Source organism: Senegalia sp. (in: firmicutes) (genome assembly GCF_052088025.1).
GTDB lineage: Bacteria > Bacillota > Clostridia > Tissierellales > SIT17 > Anaeromonas.
Window position 1 is genome coordinate 1 of sequence record NZ_JBQCYD010000046.1, and the last position, 19,072, is coordinate 19,072.

The window sequence follows — 19,072 nt, forward strand, 5'->3', positions numbered from 1 at the left end:
TATGTGCATAATATTTTAATTAATTTATTTGTCTACTTGACATGGGTCAGTTCATTTCTAGTTCGTCTTTTATTTTATATAATTATATGGGTTTTTATGTTGACCATTTACTATAATTTCAAAATGAAGATGTGGGCCTGTACTCCTACCAGTACTTCCAACAGCAGCTATTGTTTGACCTTTTGATACCTTTTGTCCTTCCTTTACATATAATTTACTTGAATGAGCATATCTAGTAGAATATCCATTTCCATGATCTATAAGTATCATATATCCATATGTTCCCTTATGCCCTGAAAATTTAACTATACCATTATCTGCTGATTTTATATCTGTACCAGTAGGACATGCTAAATCTATTCCTGAATGCATTCTACCCCATCTAGGTCCAAATGGTGAAGTTAGTTTGCCATTAAGTGGCATGATAAATTTACCTGTTCCACGTGAAGCTATTTCATTTTTTGTCCCTTTAGATATTATCTCTAATTTAGGTTCTTGTTTTACCACTTCTTTTATTACTTCTTTTTTAACTTGAATTCCATTTATTTTTTCTATTTTAAATGTAACTTCTTTTTTACCTTCCTCACCTTTTTCTTCTATATTTTTTTGATTTACATATAAATCATTATTTTTTTTATATGTAGTTTTATAAGGTATATCTTCTAATCTCACATTGTTTTCCTCAGTTGATACCCTAATATATGGATTATTTTTATCTTTATTTTTACTTATAATCTTATTTAATAATTCTTTTTCCGTCTGTAAATTTTTTTTATGTGTATTTACTTTTACAATTTTTATATCTTCTAATATCTCTATTTTTTTTAATTCTAAATCCTTTGAGTAATATTTTTTTATACCTTCTAATACTCTTCTAATTTCAACTTTAGATTTCATAGCACCTATAATATTACCATCTACGCTTATACCATATGAAAATTCATCTTTATTTATATTGTTTTTAAAGGTAGAAGTAGAACTCATTGTTACGCTACTTAAAGATACTAGTGCTATTATAGTAACAAGAATAATACTAAACTTTATATTTTTAAACATTTTTTCTCCTCCATCACGTAATATTATAGTAATAAATTTGTAATGATATTGTAAAGAAATTCTATCTATTATATTTTTGCCTTATTTTATCTTTAATATACATCTATATTTTATGATATAATTATTATAAAGAAAGGTTTGGTGGGTGATTAATTTGAGTTTTAGAATACAGATTACAGATATAGATTTAAATGACACTCCTATAGAAAATATCTTTATAAATGACTTTATGCCAATGGCACATGGTACATATGTTAAAGTGTATTTATTAGGATATAAATATGCTAAGGATAGGGACGAAAATATAAATGTTGATAATAGAACTATTGCAAAGCATTTAAATATACCCCTTGGTGATGTACTTAGTGCTTGGGATTTTTGGGAGCGCAAGGGGATAGTTAAAAAGATATTGACAATAGATCAAGATAATACGGAATATAATATTGAATTTTTAAATCTTAAACAGCTTTATATAGATAATATAATAAAACCACAAAAGGAAAATAATAATTATATTAAGCCTTATACTGCTTCAACAGATGAACTTGTAGAGGCTAAGAATAATCCTATTATAAATGAAATGTTTAACGAAATTAGAATAGTAATAAAGAGATATATTACTCCAAATGAATATAAGCGTATTTATGAATGGTTAGATAATTATAATATGAGTCCTGAGATTATAATTCGTGCATTTCAATTTTCTCTTGAAAAGAAAAACAGAAGAAATCTTTCATATGTTGAAGGTATCATCAGAAATTGGTATGCAGATGATATAACTAATATAGAAAAATTAGATAATTATTTAAGTAATAAGGATGAAAAGTTTTATAGATATAATAAAGTAATAAGATATTTAGGTTTAAAAGGAATTGCAAGTGAGCCACAAAAGAAATACATTGACAGATGGTTTGAAGAATGGAATTTCACTATGGAATTAGTACTTAGAGCATGTGATGAAACCACAAAGATAAGCGAAGTTAGTTTTGATTATATAGATGGGATACTTAAAAACTGGTATAAAGATAATGTAAGTAGCTTAGAAGATGTTGAGACACGAAAAGAAAAATTTAAAACTGAAAAGATTGAATCAAAAGAAGCAACTAAAAATACTTACACTCCTAAAAAGAAGAAAGTATATACTCAATTTCATAATTTTAAACAACGTACAACAAAATATTCTGCTGATGAATTAGAGAAAAAAGTGAGGAAGAACTTTGAAAAGAAAATTAATGGTTAAGGAGGATTTCATTGAATAAAGATATAATCAAAAATATTATCATGGAATATGAAAAAAGAAAAGACAGAGCTGTTCATGAACAAAGGGTAAGAAAGCAAGAAGTATATACTAAGATTCCTCAAATTAGAGATATAGATAATGAAATAAAACAAGTAAGCATAGATTTATCAAAATATATTATAGAAAATCCTTTAAACTATGACACTATGATAGAAAAATTGAAGCAGAGAATAGAAAGGTTAAAAAGGGAAAAAGCAATCTTACTTACAGAAAACAATATTTCTTTTGAATATCTAGATGTAAATTATAAATGTAATAAATGCAAGGACAGTGGATATTTATCTACCGGAGAAAAATGTTCTTGCTTTAAACAATCTCTAATAAACAAAGCCTATGATATGAGTAATTTGGATAAAGTTCTTCAAAAAGAAAACTTCAGCAATTTTGATATAAATATATTTAGTGAAGAAAAAATTGAGGATGAAGAAAAAACTCCTCGTGAAAATATGATGAATATATTAAATATATCAGAAGGCTTTGTTATGAACTTTGAAAAAGATAATAGTGAAAATTTGCTTTTTTATGGTCAAACAGGACTTGGGAAAACTTTTATGGCAAATTGTATAGCTAAATCACTACTAGATAAAAGTCATATAGTAATATATCAAACAGCATTTAAGATAATGGATATAATAAGTAGTCATAAGTTTAACAGAAATAATAATTCTAGCGTAGAAGATGAATATAGTTTGTTATTTTCTGCAGATTTACTTATAATAGATGATCTTGGTACTGAATTTACAAATTCTTTTACTAATACTGAAATATTTAATATAGTCAATACAAGACTTTTAGAAGGAAAGAAAATGATTATTTCTACAAATCTATCACCTAAGGAATTTGCAGATACTTATACAGATAGAACATTTTCAAGGATATTTAGTAATTTTGTACCACTTAAATTTTATGGTGATGATTTAAGATGGGAAACATAAAAAAAGACTAGAGAGGTCACAGCGCTCTCCAGCCTTTTTTTTAATTTTATATTGAAACTTATGGTGACCCTACCGGGACTTGAACCCGGGTTACCGCCGTGAAAGGGCGGTGTCTTAACCGCTTGACCATAGGGCCTAATTTGGTGACCCATCGGCGACTCGAACGCCGGACACCCTGATTAAAAGTCAGATGCTCTACCAACTGAGCTAATGGGTCGTGATGGACAACCACTAATGGATCATGACCAACTCACTTTTACTATGATACATGACTTTTTATAGCTTGTCAACAAATTTCACCAAATTTTTAATTGTCTTTTTTATAACATTATCCTTGAATATACTAACAAATATAAATACGCACCATTAACTTACATTGTGTATGTTCATTCGTATTATAGTCAATTAAAAAACAACTTATATTCTTTAAGATATAAGTTGTTTTTATTTAATATACTTTATTGTGTATTTTTTAGTTTGTTATTATCAATATATTGGGGACTAGCATTAAATCTTTTCCACATATCCACAAAGTTATACACATTTTGTGATATTCCTTTAGTTCGGGTTTCAAATTCTTCAGAATTAATTTCCATTTTATAGAAACCCATATATTTTATATCTTTTCTAATTTTAAAGCTTTCACTAACTTCATCTTCAGATAATTCTTCTTCCAAATTAATATCTTGAACATCCATATATTCATAATATTCCTTGATTAATTTGAATCCGCATTTTTCATAACATTTGATTGCTCTTTTATTAAATTTAGCTACTTGAAGTATCATCTTTTTCAACTTTAATTCTTTAAAATAATATTCTAAGAACGATAATAAAGCTTCGGTTCCGTAGCCATTACTCATATAATTAGGATCCAATACCAAGCCTAATGTCCCTACTTTCCTAAGTTTTTTTATCTCTCTTATAGTTAAATATCCTATCAGTTTTCCATCGGATAGTTTTATTGAAAAACTTTTTTTATTTTTACTTTTTACTTTAAATCTATACCATTCATAAATTTGTCTATCATCCATTACAGGAAAATTATAGTCTTTAAAAAGCAGACTTTCATGCCTACCCCAATTACTCATTTGATATATATCTTCTAATCTCAGTTTGTCTATTTTTATCCTACTATTAGGGTATATGCTCATAAAATCACTCCTTAAAGTATTATAATTATATCCTCATTATATAATATATTTATGAAAAATTCTAGCTAGAACTTTTAACCTTGCCTAATACTTCTTCTCCAAATTTAGCTCCAAACTCAAAACATTCTTTATAGGTTTCTTCATATGGTACAAATGTAGTTTTGAGTGAATCTATAGCAAGTTTTAATTTATGATTTCTGATATTATCTTCTACTATTCTTATAGCTTCTCCACCCCATCCATAGGATCCAAATACACCTGCAAGTTTTCCTCTATTTGTTATAGGATTTAATACTGCAAATAATTTATATATTGGAAGAAGTGTATTCTGATTTATAGTTGGAGAACCTATTAATATTGCATTTGAAGCTTCTATTTTTTCTTCAAGTTCAAATTGATCCATATGCTCTATATCTTCTAGATCAACTTTTATTTCTCCTACAGACTCTATACCTTCTTTGATTTTTTCAGCCATTTTCTTAGTATTGCCATATGCTGATACAAATGGTATAAATATTGTTGTTTTTTCTGTTTCTATTGGTTGTGAAAGCTCTTTTGACCAATTAACATACTTTTCCCACTTGCTTCTTAGTATTGGGCCATGTCCTGGGGCTACTATATCTATATCTAAATCTTTTATTTTATCTATTGCCTTTAGCATAAAACCACTAAATGGCTTTATTATTACATCAAAGTAATATTTAAATGCATCATCAAAATTGCCTACTTGGTCATCAAACATTTTTTCATCACAGTAGTGACATCCAAATGAATCACAAGTAAAGAGTATTTTATCTTCTTCTATATAAGTATACATTGTATCTGGCCAATGAAGAAATGGTGCTGCTATAAATTTAAGGGTTTTATTTCCTAAATCTAGGCTATCTCCATCTTTTACTTCCATATAATCAAATTCAAAGTTTATCATGTGCTTTAAGAAGTTTATTGCTGATTTAGTTGCTACAACCTTTGCATTAGGTGCTATTTTTAACAAATGTTTTAGATTACTTGAATGATCTGGTTCTGTATGATTCATTATAATATATTCTATTTCTTCTGGGTTCACAACTTTTTTAACTTTTTTTATATATTCATCTTTGTAAGTTTCTTTTGATGTTTCAATTATAGCTTTTTTATCTGCATCTATAAAATAAGAATTATAAGTTGTTCCATATTGAGTTTCCATAACTACATCAAATGTTATAAGGCTAGGATCTAATATTCCTATCCACTTTACATCATCTTTTAAATCTAATATTTTTGTGTTATCCATGTTTTTTCCTCCTATTTCAATTTTCTGCTTATACTATCAATTATATTTATACCCTGTTTTAATAATATTTAACCATTTCTACTACTCTCTATATCTTTCCATATTTAAGAACTTGGTAAATTGGCCCATCCACACTAACTCTACTGTTCCTGTAGGACCATTACGTTGTTTTGTTATTATAACTTCACCTATATTCTTCTTTTCAGTATCAGGATGATAATATTCATCACGATAAAGCATCATAACAACATCTGCATCCTGCTCTATTGCTCCTGATTCTCTTAAATCACTCATGATAGGCCTATGGTCTGATCTAAGTTCAGGCGCACGAGAAAGCTGAGATAAAGCCATTACAGCAATATCTAATTCTCTTGCCATTTCCTTTAAGCCACGAGATAATTTTGATATTTCCTGTTGTCTATTTTCAATTCTTCCATCACCACTCATAAGTTGAAGATAATCTATCATAACTAAATCTAGACCTTGTTCTATTTTAAGTTTTCTACATTTAGCTTTCATTTCTGCAAGTGATATGGCAGGAGTATCATCTATGAAAATTTTTGCTTGAGATAAGGGACCCATCGATTTACTAAGTCTTATCCATTCTTCTTCAGATAAATCTCCTGATAATATTTTTTGAATTTCAATATGAGCTTCAGAACTTAGCATACGTTGTACTAATTGTCCTTTAGACATCTCCAGACTAAATATTGCTATAGTTGAATTGCCTTGTAAGGCACTATTTTGAGCTACATTTACAGAAAATGCTGTTTTCCCCATAGATGGTCTTGCAGCAACAAGTATTAAATTTGATTTTTGAAGGCCTGAAGTTTTACTGTCTAAATCATTAAAACCTGTTGGTATTCCTGTAATTCCTCCACCTAATTTACTCATTTCTTCTATCCTTGAAAGAGTTTCCATAAGTGCATTTTTCATAGTAGTAAAGCCTTCATGACGTTGTCTTTGTGTTATCTCAAATATTCTCTTTTCAGCCATTTCAATAACATCTTCTATTTCTTTATCGTCTTTATAGCCTTCACTTATTATTTCATTTGATGCCTTTATAAGACGTCTTAATAATGATTTTTCTTCTACTATTTCACAATATGATTTTATATTAGAAGTTGTAGATACACCATCGGAAAGATCCGTTAAATAGCCTATTCCTCCAACTGCATTTAATGTATCTCTTTTCTTAAGTTCTTCAGATAAAGTTATAAGATCTACTGGCTCATTTCTATTATATAATTCTAATACAGATTCAAATATTTCCCCATTAGCTTCTTTATAAAAATCTTCTGCTCTTAGTATTTCTAAGGCTGCAATTATAGCATCCTTATCTAAGATCATAGCACCTAAAACAGACTGTTCTGCCTCTATACTATGGGGAGGAATATTTCCTAGTTTTTTTAATTCTTCCATTTTTTATCACCTCTAATAAATTAATAGGTACAGTTTAACTGTACCTATTAATCTTATTGTTCTATAACTTGTACTTTAAGATTTGCTGTAATTTCAGGATATACCTTAACTTTTACAATAGTAGTTCCAAGTGTCTTTATATTATTGTCTAATACTAGCTTTCTTTTATCTATTTTTATGTTTTCTTGTTTTTTAAGTGCACTAGCAATATCTTTTGTTGTAACAGAACCAAATAATTTTCCTTCATCACCAGATTTGCTCTGTATTCTTACTATTATATTGGATAGTTCTTCTGCTAATTTTTGAGCTTTTTCTTTTTCTTCTTCTTTCTTTAGCATCTTTGCATTTTTTTGTTCTTTTAATTGCTTTACATTTCCATCAGTTGCTTCCTTAGCAAGTTTTTTAGGTAATAGGTAGTTCCTTGCGTGACCATCTTTTGCCTTTACTAAATCACCTTTTTTACCAAGGCCCTTTACATTTTCTAATAAAATAACTTTCATTACTATTCACCTTCCTTTAAGAATTCATTTATTACTTCTTCTAATTTAAGCTTTGCATCATCTATATCTATATTATCTAACTGAGCACCTGCTACTGTCAAGTGACCTCCGCCACCTAATTTTTCAAGTATTAATTGTACACTGATATCACCAAGGGATCTTCCAGATATGTGAATTCTATCTCCTGTAGGTACCAGTACAAATGAAGCGGATATACCATTTATATTTAATAAATCATCTGCAGATTGTGCTGCAATTAATATGGAATCATCCTTGTCAACGTCCATATAACTTATGGCAATTTTACCACGCCCTACTACTTTTGCTCTTTCTACCACTTTTGCTTTTGCAATAAAAGTATCTAAATCATCTTGGAATAATAACCTTACAGCAGTAGTATCGGCACCTGCCCGCCTTAACATTGAAGCTGCTTCAAATGTTCTAACTCCAGTTTTAAAGGTAAAGCTCTTAGTATCTACACTTATTCCAGACAATAATGCTTCAGCTTCAAATTTTTCTATTTCCATTTTTTCATTCATATAATAATAAAGTATCTCTGTTATGAGTTCACAGGTAGATGAAGCATAGGGTTCTAGATAAACCAATACTGGATTTTCTATGAACTCAGCTCCACGTCTATGATGATCTATCAAAACAACCTTATCTATTATCTCTAAAAGCTCTGGAGCTTCAGTGGATTTTGGTCTATGAATATCTACTACTACACAAAGTGAATCAGATTCTGCCATATCGACAGCTTCTTCTGGAGATATTATATAATCCATATATTCTGGATGTTCTTCTTTTAGCTTGTTATATAAATTTTTTATGGAAGGATTAGATTCTTTAAGTACAATATAGCCTTCTTTTTTCTTGTGTTTTACTGCAGCTAAAACACCTATGGCAGCTCCTAAACTATCCATATCAGGATTTTGATGACCCATTATAAATACTTTATCTGTTTGAACAACTAGCTGTCTTAAAGCATGAGCTATTACCCTTGCCTTAACTTTGGTTCTTTTTTCAACTGCCTTACTTTTACCACCATAAAAACTTAATTTTTCTATCTTTTTAACTACAGATTGATCTCCACCTCTACCTAAGGCAATATCTATTGCAGCTCTTGCAAAGTCATAACTTTGAGCAGGGTTTTTACCATTTACTCCTACACCCATACTAAGAGTTACTGGTGTTTTATTTCCCTTATCAATATTTCTTATATCATCTAATACATTGAACTTTTTACTTTCTAAATCTTCCAAATGACTATTTTCAAATATGATTAAATATTTATCTGATTCATATTTTCTTATAAAACCATTTATACTAGAAGCAAAAGAATTTAATCTTTTATCTATTTCTGCAAGTAATATGGGCCTTTTTGCCTCTTCAGTATCTCTCATTACTTCATCATAATTATCTACTTCTATTAAACATATATTCATTTTTTCATCATTATATTTTTGTTTTAAAATAGTTAAGGTAGTATTATCTAGCCAATATAACATAACTAAATATTCTTTATCAGAATTTTTCTTATTTACCTTTACTATATTATATAAAACTTTGTAATTCCTATCTTTAAACACTACATCTATACTCTTATCTTTTTTTTCATTTGTTATTTCTTTCATATTAAATAATGGTACAATATCAGATATGTTTTGTTCTAATATATCCTTTCTTTCAACCATTTCACTAAATTTAGGATTGTACCAACTTATTTTACCATCTAATTCTACCATCATAAAGGGAAGCGGTAAATTAAGAACTGCATGTTTTGTTGCAGAATCAAATTCATCCATTAATCCTTCTATATATTCAGTCCATTCTACCTTTCTTATCTGAACATTATTCCAATGATTAAATATTAAATAGGCTAAAACTAAAATACCAATCCCAGCTATTATTGGCTCATAAAAAAATAAGATAGCTACAAATATACCTATTATGAATAAATAAATCTTATTGTCAAAATTCAAGAATTTAAAACCTTTTTTTTCAGACATATTAATCCCCCACTATTTGACTTCTTTTAATTTTCTAAAATCAACTATTGTATCTATTAGACCAAATAAGGATATAATCATCATAAGTGGACTTGATAATATTAAAAAGGCTATTATAGTAGCTCTTAAGATACTATTGATTTTAGTTTTACTTAATAAATATACTATTACAGCCAATCCTTGTAAGAAGAATAAGAATAAGATTAATATAGTTATATTTAAAATTATTGTATCATAATTAAACAATTTATAATAGCTTATAATGGTTGAAGCTATAGCTATAGATACTATTCCTGCTGCAATATTATTTGGTAATCTAAATCTAGAAAATAAAGGCATGTTTATATTTTTATACTGTAGTCTTTTTAATATAGCTACAGATATAAAGTAATTTATATAATTACTAAATAAAGAAACTAATATTAATATAGCAGGAAATATAAGCATTGTATTATCTAATAAAAGAGATGAATTTTCTAAAAGCTCTTCTACTCTATATGATGATATTTCCATCCCATTTAATACACTTTCTTGTGTAGATAATACAAGTTCAAATTGTTCTTTTAATAAATCGTAAAATCTAACTCCAGTAATATAATCTGTTATAAGTAAAATAGCAACAATTGATAAGAAGGAGACTGCTGTTCCAATAACTACAATCTTATATGAGCTATAATTTTTCTTTATGATAAAACTCAGTGCTATAGCTAATGGTCCAAAAATTATTGTTACAAGTGAAGCTGTAATTAGATCAATTAGTATTGAAACTAATATAAAGGATGCAAACAATGTAAGTACGCTCGATTTAACATCATGCCTTATTCCTAAAACTATAAATGGTATTGGATATAAAAGTAATATTATTGGAGTTAAATAAAGTCCTAAGAATACAAATATAGTCATAATAGTTACTATAACTGCTGATTCAGTTATCATACGAGTTTTGTCGTTTAAATTCAAAAAATCTCACTCCTTATTTTTTAGTTTATTTAAAAACTAAAATATACACTATAATATATTATATTATATATTTGCTCACTTTAACAACAAATAATAATATAAAAAAAGAAGGATTTCTCCTTCTCTTATATTTATTCTGCTGTATATGGTAATAAAGCTACTGTTCTAGCTCTTTTTATAGCTCTTGTAACTCCTCTTTGATGAGTAGCACAAGTACCTGTGATTCTTCTAGGAAGAATTTTACCTCTTTCAGTAACATATTTCTTTAATCTATTTAAATCTTTATAATCAATGTGATCAATATTATCTACACAAAAATTACATACTTTTTTTCTTCTACCAAAATTTCTTCTTGCCATTTTTATTTCCCTCCTTTAGAATGGAATATCTTCATCGTCTACAGGTTGGAATCCATCAGCTCCAGAGAAATCCATAGAGTCATTATTACTATTGTTGTTATTATTGTTATTGCTCTTATTGTTACTATATCCTTTGTTTGAAGAGTTATTATTATCTCCCCATTCTAAGAATTGTACTCTTTCAGCTATAACTTCAGTCATATATACTCTCTGGCCTTGTGCATTTTCATAGCTTCTGGTTTCTATTCTACCTTCAACTGCTGTCAGTTTTCCTTTAGAAAGATAATTTGCACAATTTTCAGCTTGTCTTCCCCAAACTACGGTTCGTAAAAAATCTGCTGTTGGCTTTCCTTGCTGTTCGAATTCTTGTCTTTTGTCTTTAGATAGATTCTTATCAACAGCCAAAGTAAATGTAGAAACTGCTGTTCCATTTCCGGCTAAGAATCTAAGCTCTGGGTCAGCCGTTAATCTTCCAATTAAAATTACTTTATTCACAAAGTTCGACCCCCTTTATTTTTTCTCTATTTTTCTTTCTTTTCTTTTTTTTCTTCTTCATCACGTACTATCATAAGTCTCATAATGCCATCTGTGATTTTAGATATTCTATCCATCTCATTAATAGCTGCTGTATCGCCTTCAAATGTCATTACAATATAATATCCTTCTGTTAAATCATTGATTTCATAAGCAAGTTTTCTAACTCCCCATTCATCAATATTTGTAATTGTACCTTCTGCTTCTATAATACCTTTAAATCTATCAAAAATATTATTTCTCTTTTCTTCTTCTAATGAAGTTTCAAATATAAATACTGCCTCATAATTTCTCATTTCTTTTCACCTCCTTGTGGACTTTGGTCCTTTTTAAAAAAGGACAAGGATGTTTCCATCAATGTATTATAACACTTTTACATAATATATGCAAATAAAATCTTGAGGGACTTCCCTCAAGATTTTATTCTTACATCATTTCTTTTATAGATTCTGCTAGCCTCTTAACTCCAATAACAATTCTTTCTTCATCCATATTTGAATAATTGATTCTAAGAGTGTTTTCATTTCCTCCATTAGGATAAAAAGATCCTCCTGGTACAAATGCTACTTTCTTTTTAATGCACATAGGAGCTAATATGCGTGCATTTATATGTTCTGGAAGTGTCACCCAAGTAAATAAACCACCTTCAGGTCTAGTAAATGTAACTTCCTTTGGAAATTCTTTTTCCATAGTATCAAGCATTAAATCACGTCTTTTTCTATATACTGTTTTTATTTTTTCAATATGTTCATCTAAATCATAATCAGTTAAAAATCTATCTAAGATCATTTGTGAAAAAGTAGAAGCTTGTAAGTCTGATCCTTGCTTTATAAGAATATATTTATTTAAAACTTCATCTTCTGCACAAGTCCAACCAAGTCTGAATCCTGGACATAATGTTTTAGAGAATGTTCCTAAAAATATTACTCTTCCTTCAGTATCAAATGATTTTATAGAAGGAGGCATTTCACCCTCAAATCTTAATTCACCATAAGGATTATCTTCTACTATTGGTAAATTATATTTGTTTGCAAGTTCGATTACTTTCTTTCTTCTTTCTACTGACCAAGTTCTCCCAGATGGGTTTTGAAAATCTGGTATTACATATAAAACTTTTACATTATCAGTTGTTTTTAATACTTCTTCTAATTTTTCCATATCCATGCCATCATTATCTGTTGGAATTTCAATGAATTTAGGCTCATAAGCTTTAAAAGCATTCAAAGCTCCAAGATAACTTGGGCTTTCACATAAAACTACATCACCTTCATTTAAAAATATCTTCCCTGTAAAATCAAGTCCTTGTTGAGAACCACTAGTTATTAAGATATTTTTCATATCAGTTTCAATACCATATTTCTTCATTCTTTTTGCTATCTTTTCCCTTAAAGGATCATATCCTTCTGTAGGCCCATATTGAAGTGCCTGCATACCCATATCATCTAAAACTTTTCCTGTTACATCTTTTATTTCTTCTACTGGAAATAGTTCTGGAGCAGGTAATCCTCCAGCAAATGATATTATCTCAGGTTGTTGTGTTAATTTTAATAACTCTCTTATTTCTGATGCTTTTATTGAATCCATTCTTTTTGAATAATTTAAATCCATTATTACACCCCCATTAAATTTTAAAACGTTTTCCCTAATATCCATTTTACTAGAAATATGTCTTTATGTCCAATTACATTTTATTTAAATTTCATTCTCTTCTTTTGTTATTATATTTTTTATTCTTTTATCTAATTTGCGTCTAGGAATCCATACCATCCTATCACATCCAACACATCTTAATTTAAAGTCTACTCCTGAGCGTAAAACTTCCCATTTATCTTCACCGCAAGGATGTGTTTTTTTAAATTTTATTATATCTCCAGATTTAAGTCCTATAGTATTCATATAGTTTCACCTCTTATAATATTTAATATAGACAGGGAACTCCCTGCCTATATTATACACTATATCTTTATTTTTTAAAATTAATCTTCTTTTTTATTATAAATTACTTGTTTTTGATAAGGTATTTCTATATTTTCTTTGTCAAAAGTATTTTTGATTCTTCTTCTTAATTCTCTTTCTACTCCCCATTGGCTCATAGGTTTTGTTTTAGCAACTATAGATATAACAACATCAGAGCTTCCTAGATTTGATACCCCTAAAACTGTTGGTCCTTCTATTATATCTTCATTTTCACCCTTATATTCTTCAGCTATTTTATTTATTACACTCATTGCTCTATCCACATCTTCTTCATAAGCTATACCTACATCTACCTTAGCTCGCATATTGCCTCTTATTTTATTTGTTACTATTTCTATTTGTCTGTTTGGAATAATGTTAAGTGAACCATCAAAACCACGTATCTTAGTTATTCTAAGGCCAAGTTCTTCTACAGTTCCATCTATACCACCTACAGCAATATAATCTCCTACTGAAAACTGATCTTCAAATAAAATAAAAAAACCTGTTATAATATCTTCAACTAAATTTTGTGCAGCAAATCCAATTGCTATAGCACCTATTCCTGCTGCTGCTATTATTCCTTTAGTATCTACACCAAAAACTTCAAGTATAGATATAGCAGCAATAAAGTATATGACATATTTTGCAACACTTTTTGCTGTAGATGCTAATGTATCTGCTTTTGCACCATCCATCCTATTAAATTTAGATTCTTTTCTACCATCAAAGAATCTTGTGATTAGTTTTTTAGCTACAGCTATTACAATACCAGATATAAATAAAATTAATATTACCTGAAGTATTGATGTAAGTATTGATACAAGCAAATTTGTATCTAAGTTAAAATCCTTTAAATTAAAATCCATTTTACCACCTCTAAATTAATTTTTCTGCTACTCTTTTATTATCTTTTCTATAAATTTTATACACTCCAGAAATAGAAAGATCATAGTGACCTATTATATCTTTTATCCTATTTAAATCCTTATAATCAAATTTTATAGATAAACCACAACTTACAGAAACTTCTCTAGGGGTTGGAATGGTTTTAATATTAATTTCTTCAGCTTTAATTTCTTTTTCTGCTTTTATAGCATGATGAGTGGACTCAAAAGCTATAATATGCATTTCTTTATTTAACAAATTTTTCCCACCTTATATAGTTATAGTGTTTGTAGCATTTTTCATTTTTTCTACTATAGTATACATATTCGTAACTGATCCTACTTTTAACTTGTCTTCAATTTTATAATAATTTAAGCATGCACCACAAGAAAGTATCTCAACACCAGCTTCTTCTAAAACCTTTAAATCTTCTAGGCACTCAGATCCTTCAACAGTAAGCTTTGCTCCATTATTATAGAAAAGTATAGTAGAAGGATATGGTAAAGATTCAGTCAAAGAATATATAAATCCTTTAATCAACATCTTACCTAATTCCTCTTCTCCTTCACCCATCTTGTTGGAATTTATAATTATAGTAGTATCTTTAAATGTATTAGGTTCACATATCTTATTACTTTCTTCATCTATATTATTATCCTTCGTTCCTTTAATTATATTGATAATAAAATCATCTTCATTATTTTTAGATACTTCATATTTAAACCCTTTACTATTTGCAAATTTAGATACATTTTCCTTTGCTACTTCATTATCTACAATTACATTTAATTCTCCATTTTCTATTGCATCTAAAGCCTTTTTAGTCATTATAACAGGCTTTGGACAATCTTGATTTCTTGCATCTAATTGTTTTCCCAAAAAAACATCTCCTTTAAATTTAATATACTAATTATATCATTTTATTTAAAAAATCAATCTTATATAGATAAACTTTATAATATATTCATTAAGTATAGATAATTGTTTTTTAAATAATTTATTAAAAAACCAGGCCTATAAAAATATTTTCCTAGCATAGATTCCATTGTTTTACTTGCAATTAAACCTTGTCCATCTAATGCAATTACAGGGGTTAATAGGGCATATATTATAAAAACAATCAAAAATCCTTTGATTATTCCAAATATCAGTCCGCTAAATTTATTTAAAGTATTCAATATTGGGAGTTTAAAAAAGCTATCTATTGTTCTAATTACTATAGATAGTAGCAAATTGATTATAAGATATATTACAAACATTATTACTAAACTAATTATTAAATCAGATATGGTATTAGCTGTAAATAAACTTTGCCCATTAGTTAAAGCTTCTATTTTAGGATAAATAAAGTTGTTTATCCTATTATATATATTAGTATTTTGAGTTAAAAAATCCATTACATGCGGATAGATTGCCCTAGCTATTATTATAGATAGAAATAATCTTAAAACACTAAAAAGTGATAATATAAATCCTTTGCGATATCCAGATAAGGTGGATAATCCTATGATTACTAAAATAATTATATCTATTATATTCATAAGTATTTCCTTTCTAACTTTTATATTTATTACATTATATCATTTATTATTACTTTTAGAAAATATTTTACATTTTAAGTTGTCTAGTAATATAAAGCTAATTATAAATAAACCTAAGTATCCAAATAATGGATATAGTGTAGTGATTAAATTAGAAAATCCAATATAAGATAAGGGAATTGATATTAATATAAGAAAAAATGCTAATATATTTTTATTTAGTTTTACTTTTTTATTCATCCTAGATATTAAACTAAATCCACTTCCTATTGCAGTAGTAAACATGGCTGATAATATTATAAAAGTATAGATATATAAAAAAACATTGCTTATATTTGATGAAATAGCTATCATGGGTACTTCCACCCCTATTACATCAGTATATCTGATTAGGAGGGGAATCAATATGAATAGTGCCATTATACCTAATATGCTACCTCCAAATAAGCCTACTTTTATTATTTGTTTTTTATTTTTTAAGAGTTCTTCTATTGTAACAAGTATTACCATACAAGAAAGACTATTATAACTCACATATAAGAGGGCTGAACTTAACCAGTTTCCATTTTTAGTTATATTAACTCCATTATAGTTACTAAAGTTTAAACCATTGATATATATAATATAAGACCCTATAAATATTATTCCAATTATCAGTATTGGAATAAGTATCAAATTAGCATATGAAAGACCCTTTATGCTAAATATAAAAACTATAAGAGTTAAAATAGACATAGTCATTATTCCATGAAAAAAGGTGATGTTAAATCTTTCCTTTAATATTGTAGCTCCACCTGCTATCATAATAGAATAACTTATAAATAAATATAAACTTAAAATAAAATCTACGTATTTCCCTATTCTTTTACCTAATATATTTATAAGTAAACTATCATAAGTTTTAATATTATGTTTTTTGATTCTTAATAATACTATTATAGGAATTATAGAAAACAATATAGACGTTATAAGAATTCCACATATACCTTTAGCTCCATATATAGCAAAAAAATGTGTTATTTCCTTACCTGATGCAAATCCAGCTCCTATGATAGTTCCTATATATATGAAAATTGCTTTGATAGTATTTATATGCAAAATAAAACCTCCTCTTAAACACTAATTTATATGTTTAAGGCGAGGTCTTTATACTACTCTTTATTATAATTACATATTTCCGACTTTATATGACAATTTCCCGGGTAATATTGCCTTGGAAATATTATTTGTTTTTTTGTTCTCTTATAATATCATCTATTAAATCATTTTCTAATATGATTTGTCCTTCTTCAAATCTCTTAATGGCTTTTTCATATCCAGCTCTGCATTCTTCTATATCAATAGCTTTCTTAGTATTTTTATTCCAGGCTATACTATTTTCAAATATTCCATCATTTGACATTCTAAATACTTTTTCATCATCTATAAAGGAACCAACTGGTACATGATATAGCAATGATACAAAACTTTCATTAGAATTGTTTAAATCAGATCCAAACCTTTTGCCTTTATTATTGTCTATTCCTAAAAGATTTAATATTGTAGGCATCAGATCTATCTCCCCACCTACTATTTCATTAGTTTCCTCTAGGCCACTTTGTGGTAAGTTAATTATTAATGGTATGTTCATATATTCATCAAATTCATAATCATTACCTAAAAATTCTTTCATATATTCTTCACTTTTATCTCCAGTAGGATAAACTCCTGAATGATCACCATATAATATTATTATAGATTCTTCATATAATCCTTCTTCTTTAAGTCTTTGTATGAATTCACCAAAAGCCCTATCAGAATAATTTATACTTTCAATATAATTTGCAAACAGAGTATTTTTATGTTGATTATCTATTTTTAATTCTTTTAATTCTTTTGGTATTTCATAAGGGTGATGACTAGTTATATTAATAACTGTAGAGTAGAATGGTTTATTAAATTCTTTCATATGGTTTACGGTTTGATTGAAAAAATCTACATCATTTAATCCTAAATTAATTATATCTTTTTTCTCATAATCAAAATCTTCAAGTGATATGAATTCATCAATTCCAAGTTTAGGATACATCTTATCTCTACTCCAAAACTCTTTATCATTACCATGAAAAACGTGAGTAGAATAATTATTTTCTTTTAATATTTTCTGTAAGGTATAATAATAATTATTGTTATAATGATTAAATATAGATAATTCATCACTTGGAAATAATGAAGTGCTTAATACAAATTCGGCATCTGAGGTATTGCCTGGACCTACTTGTTGATAAAAATTATTGAAATATATACTATCTTTAGATATTAATTTATTTATATTTGGAGTTATTTCTTGGTCCTTATACTCTTTATTTATAAGAAAATCATTTAAAGATTCAAATTGCACCACAATAATATTCTTATCTTTAGCAATTCCATTATATCTTTTCTTGTTTTTTTCTTTATCCTTAGCAGAAAAGGTATTAATACTTTCTTTAAGCTCACTTGCTGTCAAATTCTTTTCTGATTTATTTAAAAAGTTAGTATATACATCATATATATGATAGGTAAATACTCCATAATTATTATAAGCATATGTTGAATTGCCTCTAAAATTCAATAAATATAAAGCAGAGCCAAGACATAAAGTTGCAATTAAAAATGAAGCAATTACTTTTTTATTGACTTTAAAAGATATTGTTTTTTTATCTGTCTTTATCAAATAAATTGCTAGGGGTATTAAATCTATAAACATCAGAAAATATATTGGTCTTAAAATAGCTAATATGCTTTTCCATACTTCTCCTGCTGCACCTACAAATAAAAACATATTTACAGAGGGTAAAAAACCATAGTATCCATAGTATACTAAATCTATAAATAATAATACTGAAATTAAAGCCTGAATACTAAATATTATTATTTTAGAATATTTAGTATTCATGAAATAAAGTAAACTATAAATAAATAAAGCAATTGGCAAGGTATATAAGAAGGTTTTCATTATATCTTCTTTAATAGTAAAATTATATAAAAATATTAACTTTATTAAAGTTAATATAAATATAGTAAATATAACATTATTAAATATTTTTTTATAATTAAATTTAAACATGTTTTTTCACCTACTTATAAAAGACTTGTCTTTAATTATACTATAAATCTCTTTTTTTACGCAAGAAAAAACCAGCAACGTCCTACTCTCCCAAGGC

The 19,072-nt window shown here is 27.5% G+C and carries 20 protein-coding genes and 2 tRNA genes; 2 read left to right on the forward strand and 20 right to left on the reverse strand.

All coding sequences use genetic code 11. The annotated features are described in order from the left end of the window. Nucleotides 1–69 precede the first annotated feature (69 nt). Complete coding sequence (locus ACTHUW_RS10530; protein ID WP_442198196.1) at nt 70–1,056, reverse strand: peptidoglycan DD-metalloendopeptidase family protein; 987 nt, start codon at nt 1,054–1,056, stop codon at nt 70–72. A gap of 154 nt (nt 1,057–1,210) precedes the next feature. Between ACTHUW_RS10530 and ACTHUW_RS10535 the strand changes: the two genes are divergently transcribed. Both ACTHUW_RS10535 and ACTHUW_RS10540 read left to right on the forward strand, forming a co-directional pair. Then, complete coding sequence (locus tag ACTHUW_RS10535) at nt 1,211–2,296, forward strand: DnaD domain protein (RefSeq protein WP_442198197.1); 1,086 nt, start codon at nt 1,211–1,213, stop codon at nt 2,294–2,296. Nucleotides 2,297–2,307: 11 nt separating this feature from the next. Next, nucleotides 2,308–3,291 carry an ATP-binding protein gene (locus tag ACTHUW_RS10540; RefSeq protein ID WP_442198198.1) on the forward strand — a complete coding sequence of 328 codons (984 nt, stop codon included), beginning with the start codon at nt 2,308–2,310 and terminating at the stop codon, nt 3,289–3,291. A 61-nt stretch (nt 3,292–3,352) separates the two neighbouring features. Here the strand turns inward: ACTHUW_RS10540 and ACTHUW_RS10545 are convergent. The 19 genes from ACTHUW_RS10545 to ACTHUW_RS10635 form a co-directional block, all read right to left on the reverse strand. Next, nucleotides 3,353–3,427, reverse strand: a tRNA-Glu gene (locus ACTHUW_RS10545). Nucleotides 3,428–3,432: 5 nt separating this feature from the next. Next, nucleotides 3,433–3,508: transfer RNA gene (locus tag ACTHUW_RS10550), tRNA-Lys, on the reverse strand. A 241-nt stretch (nt 3,509–3,749) separates the two neighbouring features. Next, nucleotides 3,750–4,445: a GNAT family N-acetyltransferase gene (locus ACTHUW_RS10555; protein ID WP_442198199.1), complete on the reverse strand. Its 696-nt coding sequence runs from the start codon at nt 4,443–4,445 to the stop codon at nt 3,750–3,752. Nucleotides 4,446–4,506: 61 nt separating this feature from the next. After that, entirely contained in the window at nt 4,507–5,718 is a 1,212-nt protein-coding gene (locus tag ACTHUW_RS10560; protein WP_442198200.1) for an FprA family A-type flavoprotein, read from the reverse strand. A gap of 81 nt (nt 5,719–5,799) precedes the next feature. Next, nucleotides 5,800–7,140, reverse strand: a complete 1,341-nt coding sequence (gene dnaB / locus ACTHUW_RS10565) for a replicative DNA helicase (RefSeq protein WP_442213231.1) — start codon at nt 7,138–7,140, stop codon at nt 5,800–5,802. A 53-nt stretch (nt 7,141–7,193) separates the two neighbouring features. Continuing rightward, nucleotides 7,194–7,640 carry a 50S ribosomal protein L9 gene (gene rplI, locus ACTHUW_RS10570; RefSeq protein ID WP_442198202.1) on the reverse strand — a complete coding sequence of 149 codons (447 nt, stop codon included), beginning with the start codon at nt 7,638–7,640 and terminating at the stop codon, nt 7,194–7,196. A gap of 2 nt (nt 7,641–7,642) precedes the next feature. Beyond that, nucleotides 7,643–9,649, reverse strand: a complete 2,007-nt coding sequence (locus ACTHUW_RS10575) for a DHH family phosphoesterase (protein ID WP_442213233.1) — start codon at nt 9,647–9,649, stop codon at nt 7,643–7,645. Nucleotides 9,650–9,661: 12 nt separating this feature from the next. Beyond that, on the reverse strand, nt 9,662–10,609 hold the full coding sequence (locus ACTHUW_RS10580) for a YybS family protein (RefSeq protein WP_442213235.1): 948 nt from the start codon (nt 10,607–10,609) through the stop codon (nt 9,662–9,664). Between the two features lie 131 nt (nt 10,610–10,740). Then, entirely contained in the window at nt 10,741–10,968 is a 228-nt protein-coding gene (gene rpsR / locus ACTHUW_RS10585) for a 30S ribosomal protein S18 (RefSeq protein WP_442198205.1), read from the reverse strand. A 15-nt stretch (nt 10,969–10,983) separates the two neighbouring features. Further along, a complete protein-coding gene (locus ACTHUW_RS10590; protein ID WP_442198206.1) occupies nt 10,984–11,463 on the reverse strand; it encodes a single-stranded DNA-binding protein in 480 nt (159 codons plus the stop codon). A 26-nt stretch (nt 11,464–11,489) separates the two neighbouring features. Next, a complete protein-coding gene (gene rpsF, locus ACTHUW_RS10595) occupies nt 11,490–11,798 on the reverse strand; it encodes a 30S ribosomal protein S6 (protein WP_442198207.1) in 309 nt (102 codons plus the stop codon). Between the two features lie 130 nt (nt 11,799–11,928). Then, nucleotides 11,929–13,110: an aminotransferase-like domain-containing protein gene (locus ACTHUW_RS10600; RefSeq protein ID WP_442198208.1), complete on the reverse strand. Its 1,182-nt coding sequence runs from the start codon at nt 13,108–13,110 to the stop codon at nt 11,929–11,931. A gap of 84 nt (nt 13,111–13,194) precedes the next feature. Next, nucleotides 13,195–13,398: a DUF951 domain-containing protein gene (locus ACTHUW_RS10605; protein WP_442213237.1), complete on the reverse strand. Its 204-nt coding sequence runs from the start codon at nt 13,396–13,398 to the stop codon at nt 13,195–13,197. 80 nt (nt 13,399–13,478) lie between these two features. Beyond that, on the reverse strand, nt 13,479–14,327 hold the full coding sequence (locus tag ACTHUW_RS10610) for a mechanosensitive ion channel family protein (RefSeq protein ID WP_442198210.1): 849 nt from the start codon (nt 14,325–14,327) through the stop codon (nt 13,479–13,481). 10 nt (nt 14,328–14,337) lie between these two features. After that, complete coding sequence (locus ACTHUW_RS10615) at nt 14,338–14,604, reverse strand: DUF3343 domain-containing protein (RefSeq protein WP_442198211.1); 267 nt, start codon at nt 14,602–14,604, stop codon at nt 14,338–14,340. 12 nt (nt 14,605–14,616) lie between these two features. Next, nucleotides 14,617–15,225 carry a sulfurtransferase-like selenium metabolism protein YedF gene (yedF, locus tag ACTHUW_RS10620; RefSeq protein WP_442198212.1) on the reverse strand — a complete coding sequence of 203 codons (609 nt, stop codon included), beginning with the start codon at nt 15,223–15,225 and terminating at the stop codon, nt 14,617–14,619. A 74-nt stretch (nt 15,226–15,299) separates the two neighbouring features. Further along, nucleotides 15,300–15,887 carry a CvpA family protein gene (locus ACTHUW_RS10625; protein ID WP_442213239.1) on the reverse strand — a complete coding sequence of 196 codons (588 nt, stop codon included), beginning with the start codon at nt 15,885–15,887 and terminating at the stop codon, nt 15,300–15,302. 39 nt (nt 15,888–15,926) lie between these two features. Beyond that, nucleotides 15,927–16,985, reverse strand: coding sequence for a YkvI family membrane protein (locus ACTHUW_RS10630; protein ID WP_442213241.1), 1,059 nt, complete (start codon nt 16,983–16,985; stop codon nt 15,927–15,929). Nucleotides 16,986–17,109: 124 nt separating this feature from the next. Beyond that, nucleotides 17,110–18,975, reverse strand: a complete 1,866-nt coding sequence (locus ACTHUW_RS10635; RefSeq protein ID WP_442213243.1) for an LTA synthase family protein — start codon at nt 18,973–18,975, stop codon at nt 17,110–17,112. Nucleotides 18,976–19,072: the final 97 nt, after the last annotated feature.